Here is a 21,516-nt window from a genome sequence, read left to right on the forward strand (position 1 = left end):
TCCGGCCCGTGGCCGTTGGTCCCGGTTATCGAAGTGTCCTGCTGCGGGAATAGACTTGAATAATTAACGGGTTGTGAGAGGTGCTTCATTGGAAGAACGTTCGACGCCGGTGCCTGCAGCCCCGGCGGATAAGGCTACCGGCCAGGGGCCCCAGACTGGCGTGGTCGCTGCCGGACGCCCGGACACGGCCGTGCCCGTCGACAACTCCGGAACCCGGCCCACCTTCCCCGGACGCCGCGAACGCACCCGCTCCCGGCTGGCGCGCCTGACCGGCCGCGGAACGCCCTCGTACTCGCCGATTCTGGAGCCGTTGCTGCGCACCGTGCGCGCCAACAACCCCAAGGACGACTTCGAACTGATCCAGCGCGCCTTCGTCGTGGCGGAACGATGCCACCGCGGACAAAAGCGCAAGAGCGGCGACCCGTACATCACACACCCGGTGGCCGTGGCGACGATCCTGGCCGAGCTGGGATTGAGCGGGACGACGCTGGCCGCCGCGCTGCTGCACGACACCGTCGAGGACACCTCGTACACCCTGGATGATCTCAAGGGTGAGTTCGGTCCGGAGGTGGCCATGCTGGTCGACGGCGTGACCAAGCTGGACAAGGTCAGCTTCGGCGAGGCCGCCCAGTCCGAGACCGTGCGCAAGATGGTCGTGGCCATGGCCAAGGACATCCGCGTGCTCATGATCAAGCTTGCGGACCGGCTGCACAACGCCCGCACCTGGCGTTTTGTCTCGGCCGAGTCCTCGGCCCGCAAAGCCCGCGAAACCCTGGAGATCTTTGCGCCGCTGGCCCACCGGCTCGGCATGAACACGATCAAGTGGGAACTCGAGGACCTCTCCTTCGCTGCGCTGTACCCGAAGGTCTACGAGGAAATCGTGCGCATGGTGGGGGACCGCACCCCAGAGCGGGAGAAGAACCTCGCCGTCATCCGCAACCAGATCACCGAGGATCTGCGCGCGGCCAAGATCAAGGCCACGATTACCGGCCGGCCCAAGCACTATTACTCGATCTACCAGAAGATGATCGTCCGCGATAAGGACTTCGACGACATCAACGACCTGATGGGTGTCCGGGTTCTCGTCGACTCGGTGCGCGACTGTTATGCAGCCCTCGGTGCCATGCACTCGCGCTGGAACCCGCTCCCGGGCCGGTTCAAGGACTACATCGCGATGCCGAAGTTCAACATGTACCAGTCGCTGCACACCACGGTGATCGGCCCGGGCGGCAAGCCGGTGGAAATCCAGATCAGGACCCACGAGATGCACCGCCGCGCCGAATACGGCGTCGCCGCGCACTGGAAGTACAAGGACCAGCCCAACCGCACGGCGGCCGGTCCGGGGAGCCCGCGCGACGGGGACATGGGCTGGCTGCGGTCGCTCGTGGACTGGCAGCAGGAAACCTCCGACCCCGGCGAGTTCCTCGATTCGCTGCGCTTCGAGATCAACGCCCGCGAAGTGTTCGTGTTCACGCCCAAGGGCGAGGTCATGGCCCTCCCGGCCGGTTCGACGCCGGTGGACTTTGCGTACGCGGTCCACACCGAAGTCGGGCACCGGACCATCGGCGCGCGCGTCAACGGCAAACTCGTGCCGCTCAACAGCGAACTCAACCACGGCGACTGGGTGGAGATCTTCACCTCCAAGGCCGAAGGCGCCGGCCCCAGCCAGGACTGGCAGCACTTCGTCAAGAGTGCCCGTGCGCGGAACAAGATCCGGCAGTGGTTCAGCAAGGAACGCCGCGAAGAGGCGATCGACCGCGGCAAGGAACTGCTCACCAAGGCAATGCGCAAGCAGAACCTTCCGCTGCAGCGCCTGATGACCCACGACGCCCTCGCCGCGATTGCCGAGGACTTCAAGTACGCGGACATCTCCGGGCTCTACGCGGGCGTGGGCGACGGCCACACCTCGGCCCAGTCCGTGATGGAGCGGCTCGTCGAGAGCCTCGGAGGGAACGAAACTCCCGAGGACGACCTCACCGAGATCTCGATCCCCACGCAGGTCACCAAGACGCGGTACTCGGACTCCGGCGTCGTGGTCCGCGGCGTCGATGACGTCTGGGTGAAACTGGCACGCTGCTGCACCCCGGTGCCGCCGGACCCGATCCTGGGCTTCGTCACACGCGGTTCCGGCGTCTCCGTGCACCGGACCGACTGCACCAACGTGTCCGGCCTGATGGACCAGCCGGACCGGATCGTCGAGGTGGAGTGGGCGCCGACCCAGTCCAGCGTCTTCCTGGTGGAAATCCAGGTGGAGGCCCTGGACCGCAAGTCCCTGCTCTCCGACGTCACCCGGATCCTCTCGGAGAACCACGTCAACATCCTGGCCGCTAGCGTGCACACCTCCACCGACCGGGTGGCGATCTCCAAGTTCGCGTTCGAGATGGGCGATCCAAAGTACCTGAGCCACGTGCTCAGTGCCGTCCGGCGCATCGACGGTGTCTTCGACGTCTATCGCACCACGGGCAACCGCCGCCGCAGCTAGCATCCCGGACCGGCTAACAATCCGGGACAGTGCCGCGGTCCTGCTCCGGCAGCAAGGCCGCGAGTTTCGCCAGGGCCGACCTCCGGTACGGCAGCCGGGGCGTGGCCTCCACCGCGCGGATGAGCAACCGCAGCCGCACGTTCAGCTCCGGCGCGGCCAGGAAGGCTCCGAGGGCGGGCACTGCCCGCTCTGCGTCCACATGCAGGGCGATGTCCACTGCCGTCCGCAGCGGACTGGAGACCATGAGCCCGCCGAGGCTGACGACGTCGAACGGCCCCAGCCGCACCTCATGGAAGGTGCAGCCGCGGGTGGCCCGGAGGCTTGAAACGCGCCGGTTGGCGTCCACGAGCAGGGCCGTCCGGTCCGGTTCCCCGGCGCAGCCGTAGATCCACGCCGCCGTCATCCGTCCCGCGACCACGCGCTGCCGGATTGGCGGCGGAATGGTGCAGGCCGCCGCCCGGGCGCGCAGCTGCGGGGTGGACGCGGCGCCGGGCGGGAGGTAGCCGCGCTGGGAGAGTTGCGTCAGCACGCCGTCGGACGCCATGGCCTGCAGCTCCGCCCATGAGAACAGCGTCCCGGGGGAGTAGAGCACCGACGGTGCACCGCCGGGCTGGCCCGGAGCGGACGCCGGCTGGCCGCCAGCCGCGGGGCCGGCACCCGGGGAACTGGCGGCGGGGTAGCCGGGGCGCAGGGTCATTCAGCCATCGTGCCGCGTGGCCCCGGACGCGAAACAGGCCCCGTCCCGGTCATGTGGATAACCGGGAGGGGCCTGTCGCTGCTAGCTGTTCCTAGGAGAGTTCGCTGGCTGACCGCTCGAGCTGCTCAAGCCAGGCTTGGCGGGCCTCCAGGGCTTCCTGGGCTGCCTTGATCTTGCGCTCGTCGCCGGCTTTCTCGGCCTTGGCCAGATCGTCCTTCAGCCCCGCGATGGCAGACTCCAGCTGGGAGAGGGCGCTGTTGGTGCGGGCCTTCGTTTCCGGGTTCGACCGCTTCCAGTTCTCGTCCTCGGCGTGGCGGACGGCGTCCTCCACCTTCCGCAGGCCGGCTTCGATCCGGCCCATGTCCGCGCGGGGAACCTTGCCGGCTTCCTCCCAGCGGTCACGGATGGACTGCAGCGCCTTCTTGGCCGCGGCGAGGTCCTTGATCGGGAGCAGTTCGTTGGCCTCCACCAGCAGGGCTTCCTTCACCTTGAGGTTCGCCCCGTACTCCTGGTCGATCTCCTCGTTGGCGGCCTGGCGATTGGTGAAGAAGACGTCCTGCGCGGCGCGGAAACGTGCCCACAGGGCGTCGTCGTCCTTGCGGCTGGCGCGCGGCGAGGCCTTCCACTGATCCATCAGGCGGCGGTATTCGCCGGCAGCGAAGCCCCAGTCGGTCGAGGAGGACAGCGCTTCGGCCTCGGTGATCAGCTTCTCCTTGGCCGCCTTGGCCGCGGAGTTGTTGCTGTCCAGCTGCGAGAAGTACGCGCGGCGGTGGCGGTCGAAGACGGTGCGGGCGGCGCGGAACCGCTTCCACAGCGCGTCCTCGTTGCTGCGGCCAAGCCGGACGCCGCTCTTCTGGGCGGTCTTCCAGCTCTCGAAGAGCTCGTTCATCCGGGCGCTGGAGGTCTTCCACTGGATCTGCGCGGGATCGTGCCCGGCGATCTCCTCGGCCTCGGCCACGATCGCTTCGCGGGCTGCCAGCTCGGCGGCGCGGACGGCGTCGTGCTCCGCCTTCTCGGTCTTTTCGAGTTCGGTGATCTGGCCCGACAGCGTGTCCAGGCGACCCTCCGCGGCTCGGAGGTCGCCCACCATGTTGCGCTCGGCCAGCAGCTCGCGCAGGTGCGTGACCGTCTTCTGCATGTCAGTCGCGGGAGCCTTGGAGGCAACCCGCTGCTCGAGCAGGACGATCTGGGCCACGACGTCGTCGTACTTGCGGGCGAAGTAGCCGAGGGCCTCATCATCGCTGACGCCGGGGTACTGGCCGACCGGGTGTTCCTCGCCATCGATGGTCAGGAACACGTGGCCGTCGCCCTCGACGCGGCCCCAGCGTGCTGCCTCGGCAAGCGATGTGGCACTGGAGGAGGGGGTGGCGGCGGGCGCGGCCAGCGATGGCGTTGCTTTCGGGCGTGCGGCAAAGGCGGCGGGTGACGGGGCCGGACGGGGCGCGGGAGCCGGGGCCGGGCGGGATTCCGGTGCGGATTCTGCGGCGGCGGCGGCGGCCTCGGGCTGGACTGCTTCCTTGGCCTCGGGCTGGACTGCTTCCTCGGCCTCGGGCTGCACGTCCGCCTCTGCGGATGCGGGGTCGGCCTCCGTTGCCGCGGGCTCCGGGGCTCCCGCCTCCTGTACTTCCGGCGTGGCCGGGTTGGCGCCGCCGGGCTCGTTGGCCGTCTCGGTCACCGTAACCTCGGCTTCGGTCTCGTTGGCAGCTGCTGCCACTGTTTCGTCGGATTTCTGACTGTCTGTCACCGCTAGAAGTCTTTCGCTTGGAGGGAAATACCGGCACCGCGGCCGCGAGGGCCCCGGCTGGTTACTTCAGAGAGAACGAGTCTATCGTGACTGGTTCCACAGGTGCGCCGTCCGTGGCGCTGGCGCCGGGTTTGACGCCGGCCGCCGCAATCTTCTTGACCACGTCCAGCCCGGACGTGACCTTGCCGACCACCGTGTAACCGCCGGCGGCGTCGGCGGGGATCACGGTGTCCTTGTAAACGATGAAGAACTGGGTTCCATTGCCGTACGCGTTGCCGCCGGTCCGTGCCACGGCGATGGTGCCGGCCGGGTACTTGTTGTCGGCAGGGGTGTTTTCCAGCGGACCCCAGGTGTACGCGGGGTCGCCGCTGCCGTCACCGGACTTGGAACCGCACTGCAGCACGCCGAAGGACGCGGCGGTGGTAAGCCGGTGGCAGCTGAGGCCCTTGTAGAAGTTTTTGTCCGCGAGGGACTTGAACACGGCGGCCGCCTGCGGAGCCTTGCTGCCGTCCAACGTGACCCCCAGGCTGCCGCGGTTGAGGGCCAGGGTGCCGGTGAAGGTCTTGCCGGACGCGGTCTCCGGCTTTGGAATGTTCGCGCCGTTGCTCGCGGCGGGGGACGGGGTGGCGGAGGCCGACGGGCTCTGCAGCCCGGCTTCCGCGGCCTTGAACTCGTCCTCGCTGGGATTGCTGGAAAACACCGTCAGCTGCAGCACGACGGCGAGGACGAGGGCGGCGGCGCCGCCGGCGGTCGCGAGGACATTGTCGCGTTTCCGGCGTTTGTCCTGCTCCCGGCGCAGCTCGCGCTTCGCCTCCATCTGCTGGACGCGCCGCTTGGCTTCGCGGGCGCTCCGTGAACTGGCCGCCAAAAGTCCTCCTGGTTGTAGGGCCGCACCCCGGGCCGCGCCGTCGGCGCCGATCCGGGTGCAACACGCAAGCTTCCGGCAGTACCGCCGGCGGCAACCGTTTCGGAGCCGCGCATTAGAGATGCGCGCGCCGAAAGCATAAACTGACTGCCGCACACAGTTTATGCACGACTGGCCGGTCAGCGCGCGACGCCGCGGCCGTTGCAGCCGCCGTCGTTATCTGAGGAGAAAATTCCACCATGGCACGCACCGCCTCCCTGTCCGGATTCCCCGAGTGGCTTCCCGAGGAGCGGCTGGTGGAACTGCATGTGCTGGACACCCTGCGGCGGACCTTTGAGCTGCACGGCTTCTCCTCCATTGAGACGCGCGCCGTGGAGACGGTGGGACAGCTGCTCCGCAAGGGCGAAATCGACAAAGAGGTCTACGGCCTCAGCCGGCTGCAGGACGACGAGGGGGCCGGCGGCGCTACGAGCGACCCAGCCGCGTCCCACAAGGCCGATCCGCACGCCCTGGCCCTGCACTACGACCTCACCGTGCCGTTCGCGCGCTACGTGGTGGAGAACGCCGGTTACCTGGCGTTCCCGTTCCGGCGCTACCAGATCCAGAAAGTCTGGCGCGGTGAGCGTCCGCAGGAGGGCCGCGCCCGCGAGTTCACCCAGGCGGACATCGACATCGTCGGCGACGGCGAGCTGCCGTTCCGCTACGACGTCGAAATCGCGCTCGTGATTGCTGAGGCGCTGGGTGCCCTGCCGATCCCGGACTTCCTGCTCCGGGTCAACAACCGCAAACTGGCCGAGGGCTTCTACAACGGCATCGGCCTGACCGACACGGCAGGGGTCCTGCGCAGCATCGACAAGCTCGAGAAGATCGGCGCGGCCAAGGTCGCTGAGCTGCTCCAGACCGAGCTCGGCGCCACCGAGGAGCAGGCGCAGGCAGCGCTCAAGCTGGCCGGAATCCGAACCGGGGACACCTCGTTCGTGCAGCAGGTCCGGGCGCTCGGCGTGAGCAACGAGCTGCTCGAGGAAGGCCTCAACGAGCTGGAGCAGGTCATAGCCGCCGCCGTCCAGCGCGCGCCGGGCAAGGTGGTCGCGGACCTCAGCATCGCCCGTGGCCTGGACTACTACACCGGCACCGTGGTGGAAACCGTCCTGGTGGGCCACGAGCAGCTGGGTTCGATCTGCTCCGGCGGCCGGTACGACGCGCTGGCGAGCAAGGGCAACCGGAAGTTCCCCGGCGTCGGACTGTCGATCGGCGTGACCCGGCTGGTGTCGCGCATGCTCAGCCAGGAGCTGGCCAAGGCGTCCCGGGCCGTGCCCACCGCCGTTCTGGTGGCGCTGACCAACGACGAGAGCTGGGGCGCGGCGCAGGACGTCGCGGCGCAGCTGCGCGCCCGCGGGATCGCCACGGAGGTCGCGGCAAAGGCAGAGAAGTTCGGCAAGCAAATCAAGTTCGCGGACCGCCGCGGCATCCCGTTCGTCTGGTTCACCGACGACGACGGCAAGCACCAGGTCAAGGACATCCGCACCGGCGAGCAGGGCGACGCCGATCCGGCCGGCTGGGCGCCGGCCGAGGAGGACCTGCACGTCCGCGTGACCAGGGCCTAAGCCCTTCCGCGGCGCGCACCGTTTCAGCGTCCGCTGCGCCTTCGGTGCGCCAGCACCAGGAACCGTCCGGCGACGCCCACAGCCAGCACCGCCGCCATGCCCAGCACCGAGGCGGGCGGCAGTGTCACGGCCAGGACCAGGCAGCCGGCGAATCCGAGGGCATTGAGCCAGCGCGGGGCGAGGCGGCGGGGGCCCGTGAGGGTGAACGCGGCGGCATTCGTCACGGCGTAGTAGATCAGCACACCGAAACTGGAGAAGCCCACCACCGTCAGCACGTTCGTGGTCAGCAACAGCACGATCACGGCCGCGGCGACGGTCAGCTCGGCCACGACCGGAACAGTGTGCGCCCCGCCGACCCGGGCCAGCGGGGCGGGCAGGTCCCTTTCCCGCGCCATCGCCATGGTGGTCCGGCCCACGCCGGTGATCAGCGCCAGCAGGGCGCCGAGGCACGCGGCGGCGGCCCCGGCCTGTACGAAGGGGGCGCCGGCGCGCAGCGACGAGTTGGTCACGGCGTCGAGCAGCGGGGCGGATGAGCCGGCCAGTTGGTCCGCCGGCAGGTGCCACTGCAGCAGGGCCGCGAGTCCGAGGTAGATCAGGAAGGCCGCGGCGAGGGCGGCGAGGATGGCCCGCGGGATGGTGGTGGCTGGATCCTTGACCTCTTCGCCCAGGGTGGCGATCCGTGCGTACCCGGCGAAGGCGAAGAACATCAGCCCCGCCGCAGGCAACACGCCCCACGCCCCGCCGGTGGCACCGGGCTGTAGCGCCTGGAGTGATATTGCCCCGAACGGTCCGCCCAGTGCCGCGCCGGCGCCTTCAGGGTGCGGGCCGATAACCGAGGCCACGGAAACGAACGCGAGCGTGGCCAGCACGACGGCGAGCAGGATCTTGGTCAGCAGCGCCGTACGGGTGATGCCCAGCAGGTTTACGCCGGTCAGCACGACGACGGCGGCAACCGCCACCGGCGTAGCGAAGCCGGGCGCCAAGTAATGCCCGAACGTTAGAGCCATGGCCGCGCAGGAAGCCGTCTTGCCGGTCACGAAACCCCACCCGGCGATGAAGCCGGGCCATTCGCCCAGCTGCCGGCGGCCGTACACGTAGGTGCCGCCGCTGGACGGATATCTGGCGGCCAGCTGTGCCGACGCCACCGCGTTGCAGTAGGCCACCAGGCCGGCCAGGGCCACTGCGACGGTGAGCAGCGGCCCGGCGAGGGCTGCGGCGGGGGAGAACACCACGAACACGCCGGCGCCCAGCATTGAGCCGAGACCGATCGCGGTGGAATCGACGACGCCGAGTCGGCGCTTTAGCTGCCCCGGCACGGGCGGATGGCTAGCCATGGCGGGTGGGGCCTTTCCAACGGGTAAACTCGAACGGGATCGTTCCCGTAGCGGTCCCATTTAACACCACCCTGTTTTCCTTCTGAAAGGCGAGCTGTGCTGCGCACACACGACCTCGGATCCCTTCGCTCCGAGCACATTGGACAAACCGTAACCCTCGCCGGCTGGGTCGGCCGGCGTCGTGACCACGGTGGTGTCGCATTCGTGGACCTGCGCGACGCTTCGGGCGTCGCCCAGGTGGTCGTCCGCGAAGAAGAGGTCTTCCACGGCCTCCGCAACGAGTTCGTGCTGCAGGTAATCGGCACCGTCGCCAAGCGTCCCGAGGGCAACGAGAACCCGGCGCTGGCCACCGGCGAGATCGAGGTCATGGCCGAGAAGGTCACCATCCTCAACACCTCTGACCCGCTGCCGTTCCAGATCGACGAGCACGTTGAGGTGGGCGAGGAAGCCCGCCTCAAGCACCGCTACCTGGACCTGCGCCGCCCGGGCCCGGCCCGCAACCTTCGCCTGCGCTCCGAAGCCAACCGGGTGGCCCGCGAACTGCTGCACCAGGACGGCTACGTCGAGATCGAGACGCCCACGCTGACCCGCTCGACGCCGGAAGGCGCCCGCGACTTCGTCGTCCCCGCCCGCCTCGCACCGGGTTCCTGGTATGCGCTGCCGCAGTCGCCGCAGCTCTTCAAGCAGCTCTTGCAGGTCGGCGGCTTCGAGAAGTACTACCAGATCGCCCGCTGCTACCGCGACGAGGACTTCCGCGCCGACCGCCAGCCTGAGTTCACCCAGCTCGACATCGAAGCCAGCTTCGTGGAGCAGGATGACATCATCGGCCTCGGCGAGAGCATCGTGAAGGCGCTGTGGAAGCTGATCGACGTCGAGATCCCCACCCCTATCCAGCGCATCACCTACAACGATGCGATGGCCCGCTACGGCTCGGACAAGCCGGACCTGCGCTTCGGCCTGGAGCTGACCGAGCTCACCGAGTTCTTCAAGGACACGAACTTCGGCGTCTTCAAGGCGCCCTACGTTGGTGCCGTCGTGATGCCGGGCGGCGCCTCGCAGGCCCGCCGGGCCCTGGATGCCTGGCAGGAATGGGCCAAGCAGCGCGGCGCCAAGGGCCTCGCCTACGTGCTCTTCAAGGAAGACGGCGAGCTTGCCGGTCCGGTGGCCAAGAACCTGACCGAGACCGAACGCGCCGGCCTCGCCGACGCCGTCGGCGCCAAGCCCGGGGACTGCATCTTCTTCGCCGCCGGTGAGAAGACCCCGTCCCGTGCGCTGCTCGGCGCCGCCCGGGTCGAGATCGGCCACCGCACCGGCCTGATCAACCCGAGCGACTGGGCGTTCTGCTGGGTGGTCGACGCGCCGATGTTCGAACCGGCGGCAGCGGCCGTCGCGTCCGGCGACGTCGCCGTCGGCGGCGGCAAGTGGACGGCCGTGCACCACGCATTCACCTCGCCCAAACCGGAATTCATGGACAGCTTCGACACGGACCCGGAAACCGCGCTGGCCTACGCCTACGACATTGTCTGCAACGGCAACGAAATCGGCGGCGGCTCCATCCGTATCCACCAGGGCGACATCCAGGAGCGGGTCTTCAAGGTCATGGGCCTCTCGCACGAGGACGCCCAGGAGAAGTTCGGCTTCCTGCTCGAGGGCTTCAAGTTCGGCGCGCCCCCGCACGGCGGCATCGCGTTCGGCTGGGACCGCGTGGTCTCGCTGCTCGCCGGCGTGGACTCCATCCGCGACGTCATTGCCTTCCCGAAGTCCGGCGGCGGCTACGACCCGCTGACCCAGGCGCCCGCGCCCATCACGGCGCAGCAGCGCAAGGAGGCCGGCGTCGACTTCAAGCCGGAAGCCAAGAAGGACGAGGGCTCAAAGTAGCCTGACCCGATCAGCAGCAAAGGCTCCCCGGGCAACCGGGGGGCCTTTGCCGTTCAAACCGGTGGTCATTTCTTTTGCGGAGGTCACGAACATGGAAGCAGTGCCCGGCCTTGAGGCCCTGATGGACGCCGCGTGGCCAGCCGCCGACCGCGAGGACTGCGGCGGCTGGGAGCTTCGGGCTGCCTCGGGCGTGACGCAGCGGGCCAACTCGGTGTGGCCCCGCCAGCCGGGAGCTGACCCGAACGCGCAGCTCGCCGCGCTCCGGGACGCCCGGCTCTGGTACCGGGACCGCCGCCAGCCGCTGATCTTCCAGGTCTTCGACGACCCGCGCTCCGCGCCGCTCAACGCCCTCCTCGATACCGAAGGTTTCACCCGCCAGTCGGAAACCCTCGTCCTGGTCCGGGCCGGAGGTAGGCCGGCTCCGGGTTCGGCCCGCGGCGTCGAGCTCTCCACGGAACCCTCCGACGAGTGGCTGCAGCTGTGGTGGAGCGTCGACGGCCGCGGCGACGAGCCGGCCCTGGACGTGGCCCGCGGCATCCTGACCGGTTGTCCCTCGCTCTACGCCCTCGTGCGGGACGCCGACGGCGCCCCCGCCGCCGTCGGACGCCTTGCCCTGCCCCTCGCGGAACCTGGCAGCGCCCGGTGGGGTGGTCTCTACTGCATGGCGACCCGTCCCGACGCGCGCCGGCGGGGTTACGCCGCCAGGGTGCTGCACGCCTTGCTGGGTGAGGGAACGCGCCGGGACCTGGCCGGCTACTGGCTGCTCGTCACGGCGGCCAACACCGGAGCCCAGGAACTCTACGCCCGCGCCGGCTTCGAGGAGTCCGGCCGGTATCTGTACCGGCAGGAGCGCCCCAAGCGACACCTGACCGGCTGCTGACCGCGGATCCCTCGGGCCGTTTCGACGGTTCCCTGCGACCAAGGTGTTTCGCAGCGTCGAACGGGCACGGAACCGTCGAAACGGCCGGGTAGGGAGATCCTGCGCCCTACGCCGGCGGGTCTGTGACCATGATCCGCACCGCACACACGTCGGCCGCGGCCTTCTTCAGCACGGCCGCCCGCGGGTCCGGGACGTCCAGGAACGGCAGCCGGACCAGCGCCGCGTAACGCTTGAGCACGGGTTCGGCGAGTACCTGCTCGGCCAGGGTGCGGTCCCCGCCCGGGGCGAGGTATTCGACGCTGTGGTCCGCGAAAATCCGGGCGGCATGCTCGGCCACGGCCTCCACCAGGGCGTCGGCCTGGTTGGCGCGGCGCCGGGCGAAACGCTGCTGGGACCAGCCGCCCGCCGCGGTGCGGGACTGCACATGCCGGGTCCCGGTTTTGGCGGCGAGCACCCGGCCCTCGGACACCACCGCCACCGAGTAGCCGCCGCGGCGCACCAGCACCAGGCCGAGCCGGCGAGGCTGAGAGGCCAGCGACGCCAGCCGGGCCACGGGATCGTTCCCGCGGCCGGGCCGTCCGCCGTCGGGCCAGGGCGGGAGCAGCAGGGCGGTGGCGCCGTCGGCCGCGAGCAGCCGCAGGCCGGCATCGTCGTGCTCCTCCCGCAACTCCCCGTGGCTGGCGCGGAACCGCTCCACCCAGCCGGGCAGCCTTCCGCCGGAGACGAACGCCACACGGGTGTCGGGGCTGGCCATGGCGCGGATCTCCGTTGTGAGGGTGCAGGGGCGGCCGCCGTGTCGGGGCGGGCAGGAACTAGAAGTAGCCTATCTATGTGGATGATCTCTTTGGCTCAGGGCAGGACAACGCGTCGGCGACCAACGACGTCGACGCCGAAGAGTCCGGAGGTGCCAGCTCCCCGAGCGGCACAACAGCCCGCTCCACTCCGCGCAGCCCGCTGGCCGTCCGGATGCGGCCGCGCAGCCTCGACGACGTTGTGGGCCAGCAACACCTCCTGGGCCAGGGATCGCCGCTGCGCCAGCTGGCGGCCGGCAGCGACGCCACCGGACCGGCCGGACCGAGCTCGCTGATCCTCTGGGGCCCGCCCGGCACCGGCAAGACCACGCTGGCACACGTCATTGCCAAGGGCCCGGGCCGGAAGTTCGTCGAGCTCTCCGCCATCACCGCCGGCGTGAAGGACGTCCGCCGGGTCATGGATGAGGCCCTCACCGCGCGGGACCTGTACAAGACCACCACCGTGCTCTTCCTCGACGAGATCCACCGCTTCAACAAGGCCCAGCAGGATGCGCTGCTGCCCGGCGTCGAAAACCGCTGGGTGGTCCTGGTCGCGGCCACCACGGAAAATCCCTCGTTCTCCGTGGTGTCGCCGCTGCTGTCCCGCTCGCTGCTGCTGACGCTTAAACCGCTGACCGACGCCGACGTCGAAGGACTCCTGCGCCGGGCCGCCACGGACGCGCGGGGCCTGAACGGCAAGGTGGAACTGGACGAGGAAGCACTCGCCCACCTGGTCCGGCTCTCCGGCGGGGACGCGCGCCGGGCGCTCACGGCGCTGGAGGCCGCCGCCGGCGTCGCCTTCGGGGACGCGGACGACACTGACGGGATCGCCGGGGCGGGCGGAGATGCACCCGTCAGGATCGAGCTCAAGCACACCGAACGTGCCCTCGACGTCGCATCGGTGCGCTACGACCGCGCCGGCGACCAGCACTACGACGTCGCCAGCGCGTTCATCAAGTCCATCCGCGGATCCGACGTCGACGCAGCGCTGCACTACCTGGCCCGGATGCTTGAGGCAGGGGAGGATCCCCGCTTCGTGGCCCGCCGGATCGTCATCTCCGCGGCCGAGGACGTCGGCATGGCCGACCCCACCGCGCTGCAGACCGCGGTGGCGGCGGCCCAGGCGGTGCAGCTGATCGGCATGCCCGAGGGGCGCATCATCCTGGCCGAGGCCGTGGTCCACCTTGCCACCGCACCGAAATCCAACGCCGCGTACATGGGCATCAACCAGGCGATCGCCGACGTCCGTGCCGGCCTCGGCAACGGCATCCCTGCGCACCTGCGCGACGCCCACTATCCCGGATCCAAGCAGCTGGGGCACGGCAAGGGCTACAAGTACGCGCACGACGCGCCGCATGCGGTGGCCACCCAGCAGTACCCGCCGGACGACCTCGTTGGCCGGAACTACTACGAACCCACCGGCAACGGCGCCGAACGCGACATCTCCACCCGGCTGGAACGGCTGCGGAAGATCATCCGGGGCAAGTGAACCTCTGGTAGGATTGATCGTTGTCTGGCAAGGCACGGACGCACAATCCACCAGTTCTCGGCAGTTCCTGCTGATTTGATGGGTTCGCCCTGTGCCCAGTAGCAAAAGGCAGCGGTTGGCCGATGCTCTCCATCGTGGAGGCCAGTAACACTGACACACCGCAGATATTGGAAGGACACAAGTGGCTAACAACACTCGTGCTCGCCGTACCGCACGCCTCTCGCGTGCACTCGGCATCGCTCTGACCCCCAAGGCCGCCAAGTACATGGAGCGCCGCCCGTACGGCCCCGGTGAGCATGGCCGTGCCCGCAAGAAGCAGGACTCCGACTACGCCGTACGTCTGCGCGAAAAGCAGCGCCTGCGCGCCCAGTACGGCATCCGCGAAGCCCAGATGACCCGTGCCTTCGAAGAAGCACGCCGCACCAAGGGCCTGACCGGTGAAAACCTGATCGAACTGCTCGAAATGCGTCTCGACGCCCTCGTGCTGCGTGCCGGCTTCGCCCGCACCATCGCCCAGGCCCGCCAGCTGGTTGTGCACCGCCACATCCTGGTTGACGGCATCCGCGTTGACCGCCCGTCTTTCCGCGTCGGTGAGGGCCAGCTGGTCCACGTCCACAGCCGCAGCGAGACCATGCCTCCGTTCCAGGTGGCAGCAGCCGGCGCGCACCGCGACGTGCTGCCGATGGTTCCGGCCTACCTGGACGTCAAGCTTGACGCCCTGCAGGCACGCCTGGTCCGTCGCCCGAAGCGCTCCGAGATCCCCGTGACCTGCGAAGAGCAGCTCGTCGTGGAATTCTACGCACGCTAGATCCAACGCGACACCTTACAAAGAAGCCCGTGGCAAGCGCCGCGGGCTTCTTTGTATGTAAGGTACTTGGGGGAGTTCTCCGCTTGCCATGCCCGGCCAGTGGAGGACCACGCAGGAATCCACGTAGTTTCAAGGAGATGAACGTCTATGTCTGGTGGCGATATTGCCGGCCTGATCGCGGCCGGAGTGTTTGCACTGCTGGTCCTGCTGCTCGCCGTACCGATCCTCAAGCTCGGTGGTGTGTTCGACGAGGTCCGCAGCACCATCCGCTCGATCAGCGACGGCGCCACCCCGCTCATGGATGAGGTCACCGCCACCGTCTCCACCACCAACCAGCAGCTGAAGAAGGTCGACGGGATCGCCTCCAACGTCTCAGACGCCTCCGCCAACATCTCGGCGCTGTCCTCGCTGGTCGCCGCGACCGTCGGCTCGCCGCTGATCAAGGTTGCCGCCTTCAGCTACGGTGTGCGGTCCGCCTTCTCAGCCCGCAAGAAGCCCGCCACCGGCCGCCGTAGCCGCTGACCAAACCGATCACGCTGACAGGATCTGACATGAACAGAATCATCTGGATGGGCATCGGCGTCGCGATCGGTGTCATCGCTTTCCGCAAGCTCACCGAGGCGCAGTCGACCCTTGGCCCCGAAGGCCTGAACCGTGCCGTCGGCCGGCTCGCCGACGGCGTGTACGACTTCGCCGACGCCGTCCGCGTCGGGATGCTCGAGCGGGAAACCGAACTCCGCACCGCCCTCGGGGTGGACGCCAGCGCAGACGGCGCCGTCACCGGCCGGGATGCGCTCCGGCGCTAGCCGGGGGAGAATGGGAAACAACGGCGCCCCGCGGGGCGCCTGCCGGAACCAGGCCGGCGCATCAAAGAATTTTCCGAAGGCTGGCAGCACGACGCCCCGCGCCCACATGCTGGCACACACCGCTGGCAGGCAACCAGCCCGGAACCAACTACGCAGTGCATATTGAAGGGTAAGTAACCAGGTTATGAAGTCGCAGGAGATCACCAAGCGCTGGATCGACTTTTTTGTCAGCAAGGGCCACACCGCCGTGCCCTCCGCCTCCCTGGTCTCCAGCGACCCCTCCCTGCTGTTCACCGTGGCCGGCATGGTCCCCTTCATCCCCTACCTCACCGCGCGTGAGGAAGCCCCCTACTCCCGCGCCACCAGCGTGCAGAAGTGCATCCGCACCGGCGACATCGAAGAAGTCGGCAAGACCGCGCGGCACGGCACGTTCTTCCAGATGTGCGGCAACTTCTCCTTCGGCGACTACTTCAAGGAAGACGCCATCAAGTTCGCCTGGGAACTGCTCACCACGAGCGTCGACGACGGCGGCTACGGCCTGCCGCCCGAGCGCCTCTGGGTCACCGTCTACGAAGAGGACGACGAGGCCAAGGAACTCTGGCTCAAGAACACCGGCGTCCCGGCCGAGCGGATCCAGCGGATGGGCAAGGCGGACAACTACTGGTCCACCGGCCAGCCCGGCCCGGCCGGCCCCTGCTCCGAGATCTACTACGACCGCGGCCCGGCCTACGGCATCGAGGGCGGCCCGCTGGCCGACGAGACCCGGTACATCGAAATCTGGAACCTCGTCTTCATGCAGTACCAGATCGACAACGTCCGCTCCAAGGTGGACTTCGACATCACCGGCGAACTGCCGAAGAAGAACATCGACACCGGCCTCGGCATGGAACGCCTCGCAATGATCCTGCAGGGCGTCGAGAACATGTACGAGACGGATCAGGTCCGTCCGGTGATCGACAAGGCCGCCGCGCTCTCCGGCAAGGAATACACCTCCGCGGAAACCCCGGCGGACCCCCACCACACGGACGACGTCAGGATGCGCGTGGTGGCAGACCACATCCGCTCTGCCTTGATGCTGATCGCCGACGGCGTTACCCCCTCCAACGAGGGCCGCGGCTACGTGCTGCGCCGCCTGATCCGCCGGGCGGTGCGCTCGATGCGGCTCCTCGGCGTCGAAAAGGCCTGCCTGCCCGAGCTGCTGCCCGCCTCCCGCGACGCCATGAAGGGTGTCTACCCGATCGTGGAGACCGACTTCGACCGGATCAGCCGGATCGCCTACGCCGAGGAGAAGGCGTTCCTGCGCACCATCGCCTCCGGCACCGCGCGGCTCGAGGACGCCGTGAAGGAATCCAAGGCCGCCGGCCAGCCGCTCTCCGGCGCCGACGCCTTCGCGCTGCACGACACCTACGGCTTCCCGATCGACCTCACCCTTGAAATGGCCGAGGAAGCCGGGCTCAAGGTCGACGAGCCGGAGTTCCGCAAACTCATGCTGGAACAGCGTCAGCGCGCCCAGGCGGACGCCAAGGGCAAGAAGGGCGCCCACGCGGACCTCAGCGCCTTCCAGGAGCTGCTGGCCGCGGGGGAGACCGTCTTCACCGGCTACACCGAGCTTGCCGGTGAATCCAAGGTGCGCGGCATCCTGGCCGGCGGCCGGAAGGTCTCGCAGGCCTCCACCGGCGAGGAAATCGAACTGGTCCTGGCCGAGACCCCGTTCTACGCCGAAGCCGGCGGCCAGGCCGCCGACACCGGGCTGATCACCGGAGACGGCTTCGTCGTCGAGGTCCTTGACGTGCAGCGGCCCATCAAGGGCCTGAGCGTGCACAAGGCAATCGTCCGCGAGGGCGAAATCGGAGCCGACTCACTGGTCCAGGCCGCCGTGGACCGGGAACGCCGCCACGCCGCCGAGCAGGCGCACACCGGTACGCACATCGTGCACGCGGCCCTGCACCAGATCCTCGGGCCGGAGGCTACGCAGCGCGGTTCGTTCAACAAGGCCGGCTACCTCCGCTTCGACTTCGCCTGGGGTGAGGGCCTCAGCGCCGCCACCCGCTCCGAGATCGAAGAAGTGTCCAACATCGCCATCCGGAACAACTTCCAGGTGCAGACCAAGGTCATGGGCCTGGCCGAAGCGAAGGCCCTCGGCGCTATGGCGCTGTTCGGCGAGAACTACGGCAACGAGGTCCGCGTCGTGGAGATCGACGGCGCCTGGTCCCGTGAGCTTTGTGGCGGAACGCACGTGTCCAACACCTCGCTGATCGGCAGCCTGTCGCTGCTCGGCGAACAGTCCGTTGGTTCGGGAAACCGCCGCGTGGAGGCCTTCGTCGGCATGGACGCGTTCCGGCACCTCGCTGCTGAACGCGCCCTGGTCACCGAACTCACCGAGATGCTCAAGGTTCCTTCCGGCCTGCTCACCGAGCGGATCGCCAGCACCCTGAACAAGCTGAAGACGGCGGAAAAGGAAGTCGAGCGGCTCCGCAAGGAACAGCTCACGGCTGCCGCAGCGCAGTTGGTCGGCACCGCCAAGGACGCCGCCGGCGTCAAGGTGATCGCCCACGATGCCGGCCTGGTCAGCGGAGCCGACGACCTTCGCGGCCTCGCCCTTGACCTCCGGACCCGGCTGGGCTCCGAGCCGGCCGCCGTCGCGGTCGCCGGTGTCAGCAACGACCGCCCGGTCATCCTGATCGCCACCAACGAGGCTGCCCGGTCCGCCGGCGTCAAGGCCGGTGCGCTGGTCCGCCTCGCCGCCGGTATCCTCGGCGGCGGCGGCGGCGGCAAGGACGACGTTGCACAGGGCGGCGGCACCGACGCTACCAAGGTCGGCGCGGCCCTCTCCGCCGTCGTGGACGCCATTACCAGGCGCTAACCCAGGACCTTGGATGACTGAATCGGCCGTGCCCGGCGCCTACCCCCAGGGCGTGAAACTCGGGGTAGACGTCGGCACCGTCAGGGTGGGCGTCGCGGTGTGCGACCGCGACGGCATCCTGGCCACGCCCCTGCGTACGCTGGCCCGCAATGCCAAGAAGAACACCGACGTCCGGATCCTCGCGGATCTTGCCGTGGAGCTCGGAGCGGTGGAAATTTTTGTGGGCCTGCCGCGCACCATGAAAGGTGAGGAGCACGCTTCCGCCCGAATGGCCACCGAATATGCAAAGCTACTGGTCAGTAAACTATTGGAGGCCGGATCCGGCGTGCCGGTGAGGTTGGTTGACGAACGGCTGAGCACCGTGTCAGCCCACCGCGACCTGCACCAAGCTGGCATGAGCAGCAGGGACCACCGTAAAGTAGTTGATCAGGTCGCGGCCGCAGGTATCCTGCAGCATGCGATCGATATGCAAAAGGCCAGGGGAACGGATGTAGGAAACCGCGTCAGCGCGGACCTCCCTCCGGGGCCACCCGGTGACGGCGCTCAGGCCGTCCCGGCAGTACACACGCATTCTGCACAACGCATTCTGCCCAAAATGGAAGGCTACAGTGAGCCCGGTCAACAATGACGACTCCTCTGGTGTTGCCAAGAGCGGCGCCGGCCGACCGCTGACGCGCAAAGAGATCAGGGCCCAGGAGAAGTTCCTGGCCACCCAGGGTCACGACGTCATCCCGCCGCAGGCCTTCGAGACGGGGCCGGAAGCTCCGGCCGTGCCGCCAGCCGACGCTTCGGCCACGGCTGATGCACCCCGTGAACCCTCCGCAGACGCCCCGGAACCCCCGGAGGCTGCGCCGACCGTGCACGAACCCGTGAACGAGAGCCCCGCCGCGCGCGTGCACGAGGATCCCGCACACGCAGTACCCATACACGCAGAACCTGTGCGCGCGGAGCCGGTGCTTGAACAGCCCGGGCACGCCACACCCCAGCCGGAACAGCCTGTGCACGAGGACCCCGCGCAGGGGGAGCCGGTCCACGGCTACTCCGGTCACGATGAACCGCACCATGATCAACCGCAGCACGAGGAACCCGCGCTCGAGGAGCCGGTCCACGAGTACGCCGGCGGGATGTCCCGCGAGGAGACCCTGCGCCGGGCCGACGCGCTGCAGTACGGCCACGGCCTTCACGACGGGGCGGATTTCCACCAGGCCTACGCGGACCAGCCCGACGATGAGGCCCACCATGTCTACGACGACGAGCCCGGCCACGATCTGATGGCCGGCGCCGCCAGCATTCCCACCGCCAAGGGCCCCTCCAAGAAGGTCCGCCGGCGCCGCCGCTTCCTCGCCCTCGTCCTGACGTTGGCCGTGTTCGTGGTCGCAATCGTGGTCGGCGCGCAGGTCATCAAACCCCTGCTCGGCGGCGACAAGGTCGCCGACTACCCGGGCCCGGGAACCGGCTCGGTGACGATTACCGTTCCGCCGGGTGCCGGACCCCGGTCCGTGGCGGCGGAGATGGAATCCAAGAAGGTCATTGCGAACGCCGATTCCTTCGTCAAGCAGTTCGCCGCCTCGGGCGGCGCCCTGAGCCCGGGGACATTCACGATGCGCAACGAAATGAACAACTCCGATGCCGTGGCCGTCCTGTTGAACAAGGGCCAGGAAAAGGTCATGTACGTTGCCCTGAGCGCCGGTTTGAGGATCAGCGAATCGCTGCAGGCCATATCCGAGGGCACCGGAATCCCGGTGGCGGAGCTCAAGGCACTCAGCGACTCCCCGAAGCAGTTCGGTGTGCCGTCCAAGGCCAAGAACCTCGAAGGGTTCCTGTTCCCGGGCGAGTACCGCTTCCCGCTGGGCACGTCCGGGAAGGACGTACTGCAGAAACTGGTCGGCAGCACGCTGGAGGAACTCAAGTCACAGGGCGTGACCGATCCGGCCAAGCAGTACGACGCCATCACGGTCGCGAGCATCGTGCAGGCCGAAGGTGGCCAGGCGGAATACGGAGACGTCGCCGGCGCGATCTACAACCGGCTCAAGCCCAACAACACCGAGACGAACGGCCTGATCCAGTCCGACGCCACGGTGACCTACGGGCTGGGCATCCGGAGCTTCCACATCGACGAGGACCAGAAGGCCGACAAGTCGAACAAATACAACACGTACGCCAACGCCGGCCTGCCGGCGGGCCCGATCGGTTCGCCAGGCAAGCGGGCTATCGACGCGGCCGCCAAGCCGAAGAAGAACGACTACCTCTACTGGGTCACCATCAACCTGGACACCAAGGAGACGAAGTTCTCCAAGACCCTGGCCGAGCACAACGGCTACGTGGCCAAGTACAACGCCTGGTGCGAGGCCAATCCCGGACGTTGCGTGTGACGCTGCGGGCCGCCGTCCTCGGGCATCCCATCAGCCACTCAAAGTCGCCGGCCCTGCATCGCGCCGCCTACGCCAAGATCGGCGTGGAAGTGGCCTATGACGCCGTCGACGTCACCGAGGAGGCCCTCCCGGCCTTCATGGCGGGCGTACGCGGGGACGAAGGCTGGCGCGGGCTGTCGGTGACCATGCCGCTCAAGGCCGCGATGGCCGCCGAGGTGGACGAGGTCCGCGGCGTCGCCCGGCAGTTGGGCGTCATCAACACCGTGGCCTTTGAGCGGCCGGGCGCTGCCGCCGGTGCGCCGGTCCGCCTGGTGGGGTACAACACCGACGTCGCCGGGATCGTCAACGCCGTCCGCTACGCCGGCGTGGCCGCTGAGCCGTCCGCCGTCATCCTCGGCGGCGGCGGAACCGCCGCGGCCGCCATTGCCGCGCTGAAGGAGCTCGGCGCCCCGGATGCTGCCGTTTACGTCCGGGACGTCGGCCGCGCCGTCGAAGCCCGGGCAGCGGCCGCCGCCGTCGGACTTCCGCTGCAGGTGCTGCCGCTGACGGCTGCAGCGCCCGCGGTCGCAGCAGCGGACATCGTGATCTCCACCCTGCCGCCCCGCGCCGCTGACGGCCTCGCGGAGGAACTCGCCGCAGCATTGGGCGCGAAGGGCGGCACAGTCGCCGGGGTGCTCCTCGACGTGGCCTACGACCCGTGGCCGAGCCGGATCGCCGCGGCCTGGGCGGCCGCGGGCGGTCGGGTGGTCCCCGGCCTGGAAATGCTGCTCTACCAGGCGGTGGAGCAGGTCCGCCATTTCACCGGCCTCCAAGGACCCGTGCCGGCGGAGGTCATAGATGTGATGTGTGACGCAGTCGGGGTACCCCGGCGGGTGTTCTAAGTGCCTTGCATGGCAGGATGGA

The 21,516-nt window shown here is 68.7% G+C and carries 17 protein-coding genes; 12 read left to right on the top strand and 5 right to left on the bottom strand.

Annotation, left to right across the window (positions count from 1 at the left end; translation table 11 throughout):
- Positions 1–88: 88 nt before the first annotated feature.
- On the top strand, positions 89–2,482 hold the full coding sequence (locus tag AB4Y91_RS06830; RefSeq protein ID WP_441417695.1) for a RelA/SpoT family protein: 2,394 nt from the start codon (positions 89–91) through the stop codon (positions 2,480–2,482).
- A 13-nt stretch (positions 2,483–2,495) separates the two neighbouring features.
- Here AB4Y91_RS06830 and AB4Y91_RS06835 read toward each other — a convergent pair whose 3' ends face one another.
- The 3 genes from AB4Y91_RS06835 to AB4Y91_RS06845 all read right to left on the bottom strand — a co-directional run bounded on the left by AB4Y91_RS06835 (position 2,496) and on the right by AB4Y91_RS06845 (position 5,791).
- Positions 2,496–3,179, bottom strand: coding sequence for a hypothetical protein (locus tag AB4Y91_RS06835; RefSeq protein ID WP_441417696.1), 684 nt, complete (start codon positions 3,177–3,179; stop codon positions 2,496–2,498).
- A 91-nt stretch (positions 3,180–3,270) separates the two neighbouring features.
- Complete coding sequence (locus AB4Y91_RS06840; RefSeq protein ID WP_441417697.1) at positions 3,271–4,923, bottom strand: DUF349 domain-containing protein; 1,653 nt, start codon at positions 4,921–4,923, stop codon at positions 3,271–3,273.
- A 61-nt stretch (positions 4,924–4,984) separates the two neighbouring features.
- Positions 4,985–5,791 carry a peptidylprolyl isomerase gene (locus tag AB4Y91_RS06845; RefSeq protein ID WP_441417698.1) on the bottom strand — a complete coding sequence of 269 codons (807 nt, stop codon included), beginning with the start codon at positions 5,789–5,791 and terminating at the stop codon, positions 4,985–4,987.
- A gap of 236 nt (positions 5,792–6,027) precedes the next feature.
- On the opposite strand from AB4Y91_RS06845, the gene hisS reads away from it, so the two are divergent.
- A complete protein-coding gene (gene hisS, locus AB4Y91_RS06850; RefSeq protein ID WP_441417699.1) occupies positions 6,028–7,392 on the top strand; it encodes a histidine--tRNA ligase in 1,365 nt (454 codons plus the stop codon).
- Positions 7,393–7,415: 23 nt separating this feature from the next.
- Here the strand turns inward: hisS and AB4Y91_RS06855 are convergent, their stop codons facing one another.
- Complete coding sequence (locus AB4Y91_RS06855) at positions 7,416–8,726, bottom strand: APC family permease (protein ID WP_441417700.1); 1,311 nt, start codon at positions 8,724–8,726, stop codon at positions 7,416–7,418.
- Positions 8,727–8,822: 96 nt separating this feature from the next.
- Here AB4Y91_RS06855 and aspS point away from each other — a divergent pair, with 96 nt between their 5' ends.
- Both aspS and AB4Y91_RS06865 read left to right on the top strand, forming a co-directional pair.
- Positions 8,823–10,604: an aspartate--tRNA ligase gene (aspS, locus tag AB4Y91_RS06860; protein ID WP_441417701.1), complete on the top strand. Its 1,782-nt coding sequence runs from the start codon at positions 8,823–8,825 to the stop codon at positions 10,602–10,604.
- A gap of 91 nt (positions 10,605–10,695) precedes the next feature.
- Positions 10,696–11,484, top strand: a complete 789-nt coding sequence (locus AB4Y91_RS06865) for a GNAT family N-acetyltransferase (protein ID WP_441417702.1) — start codon at positions 10,696–10,698, stop codon at positions 11,482–11,484.
- A gap of 106 nt (positions 11,485–11,590) precedes the next feature.
- Here the strand turns inward: AB4Y91_RS06865 and AB4Y91_RS06870 are convergent, their stop codons facing one another.
- Complete coding sequence (locus AB4Y91_RS06870) at positions 11,591–12,238, bottom strand: acVLRF1 family peptidyl-tRNA hydrolase (RefSeq protein WP_441417703.1); 648 nt, start codon at positions 12,236–12,238, stop codon at positions 11,591–11,593.
- A 212-nt stretch (positions 12,239–12,450) separates the two neighbouring features.
- Between AB4Y91_RS06870 and AB4Y91_RS06875 the strand changes: the two genes are divergently transcribed.
- From AB4Y91_RS06875 to AB4Y91_RS06910, 8 genes are all read left to right on the top strand, one after another.
- The gene (locus tag AB4Y91_RS06875) at positions 12,451–13,764 is read left to right on the top strand and encodes a replication-associated recombination protein A (RefSeq protein ID WP_441417879.1); all 1,314 of its coding nucleotides are present in this window, start codon (positions 12,451–12,453) and stop codon (positions 13,762–13,764) included.
- A 181-nt stretch (positions 13,765–13,945) separates the two neighbouring features.
- A complete protein-coding gene (gene rpsD, locus AB4Y91_RS06880) occupies positions 13,946–14,572 on the top strand; it encodes a 30S ribosomal protein S4 (RefSeq protein ID WP_091251848.1) in 627 nt (208 codons plus the stop codon).
- Positions 14,573–14,719: 147 nt separating this feature from the next.
- Positions 14,720–15,094, top strand: a complete 375-nt coding sequence (locus AB4Y91_RS06885) for a DUF948 domain-containing protein (protein ID WP_175321020.1) — start codon at positions 14,720–14,722, stop codon at positions 15,092–15,094.
- 29 nt (positions 15,095–15,123) lie between these two features.
- Complete coding sequence (locus AB4Y91_RS06890; RefSeq protein ID WP_441417704.1) at positions 15,124–15,378, top strand: DUF6167 family protein; 255 nt, start codon at positions 15,124–15,126, stop codon at positions 15,376–15,378.
- Between the two features lie 184 nt (positions 15,379–15,562).
- On the top strand, positions 15,563–18,241 hold the full coding sequence (gene alaS, locus AB4Y91_RS06895) for an alanine--tRNA ligase (RefSeq protein ID WP_441417705.1): 2,679 nt from the start codon (positions 15,563–15,565) through the stop codon (positions 18,239–18,241).
- A gap of 13 nt (positions 18,242–18,254) precedes the next feature.
- Complete coding sequence (gene ruvX / locus AB4Y91_RS06900; protein ID WP_441417706.1) at positions 18,255–18,869, top strand: Holliday junction resolvase RuvX; 615 nt, start codon at positions 18,255–18,257, stop codon at positions 18,867–18,869.
- The gene (gene mltG / locus AB4Y91_RS06905; protein WP_441417707.1) at positions 18,850–20,613 is read left to right on the top strand and encodes an endolytic transglycosylase MltG; all 1,764 of its coding nucleotides are present in this window, start codon (positions 18,850–18,852) and stop codon (positions 20,611–20,613) included. Before ruvX ends, mltG begins: the two co-directional genes overlap by 20 nt.
- Positions 20,610–21,494 carry a shikimate dehydrogenase gene (locus tag AB4Y91_RS06910; RefSeq protein ID WP_441417880.1) on the top strand — a complete coding sequence of 295 codons (885 nt, stop codon included), beginning with the start codon at positions 20,610–20,612 and terminating at the stop codon, positions 21,492–21,494. Before mltG ends, AB4Y91_RS06910 begins: the two co-directional genes overlap by 4 nt.
- The last annotated feature ends 22 nt before the right edge of the window (positions 21,495–21,516 follow it).

Source organism: Arthrobacter sp. YAF16 (assembly GCF_052113385.1).
Taxonomy (GTDB): domain Bacteria; phylum Actinomycetota; class Actinomycetes; order Actinomycetales; family Micrococcaceae; genus Arthrobacter.

Excerpts from the sequence above, each read along its gene's own strand:
- AB4Y91_RS06835 (WP_441417696.1), bottom strand. The coding sequence starts at position 3,179 with ATGACCCTGCGCCCCGGCTACCCCGCCGCCAGTTCCCCGGGTGCCGGC.
- hisS (WP_441417699.1), top strand. The coding sequence starts at position 6,028 with ATGGCACGCACCGCCTCCCTGTCCGGATTCCCCGAGTGGCTTCCCGAG.
- AB4Y91_RS06855 (WP_441417700.1), bottom strand. The coding sequence starts at position 8,726 with ATGGCTAGCCATCCGCCCGTGCCGGGGCAGCTAAAGCGCCGACTCGGC.
- AB4Y91_RS06865 (WP_441417702.1), top strand. The coding sequence starts at position 10,696 with ATGGAAGCAGTGCCCGGCCTTGAGGCCCTGATGGACGCCGCGTGGCCA.
- AB4Y91_RS06870 (WP_441417703.1), bottom strand. The coding sequence starts at position 12,238 with ATGGCCAGCCCCGACACCCGTGTGGCGTTCGTCTCCGGCGGAAGGCTG.
- AB4Y91_RS06875 (WP_441417879.1), top strand. The coding sequence starts at position 12,451 with ATGCGGCCGCGCAGCCTCGACGACGTTGTGGGCCAGCAACACCTCCTG.
- AB4Y91_RS06885 (WP_175321020.1), top strand. The coding sequence starts at position 14,720 with ATGTCTGGTGGCGATATTGCCGGCCTGATCGCGGCCGGAGTGTTTGCA.
- AB4Y91_RS06890 (WP_441417704.1), top strand. The coding sequence starts at position 15,124 with ATGAACAGAATCATCTGGATGGGCATCGGCGTCGCGATCGGTGTCATC.
- alaS (WP_441417705.1), top strand. The coding sequence starts at position 15,563 with ATGAAGTCGCAGGAGATCACCAAGCGCTGGATCGACTTTTTTGTCAGC.
- ruvX (WP_441417706.1), top strand. The coding sequence starts at position 18,255 with ATGACTGAATCGGCCGTGCCCGGCGCCTACCCCCAGGGCGTGAAACTC.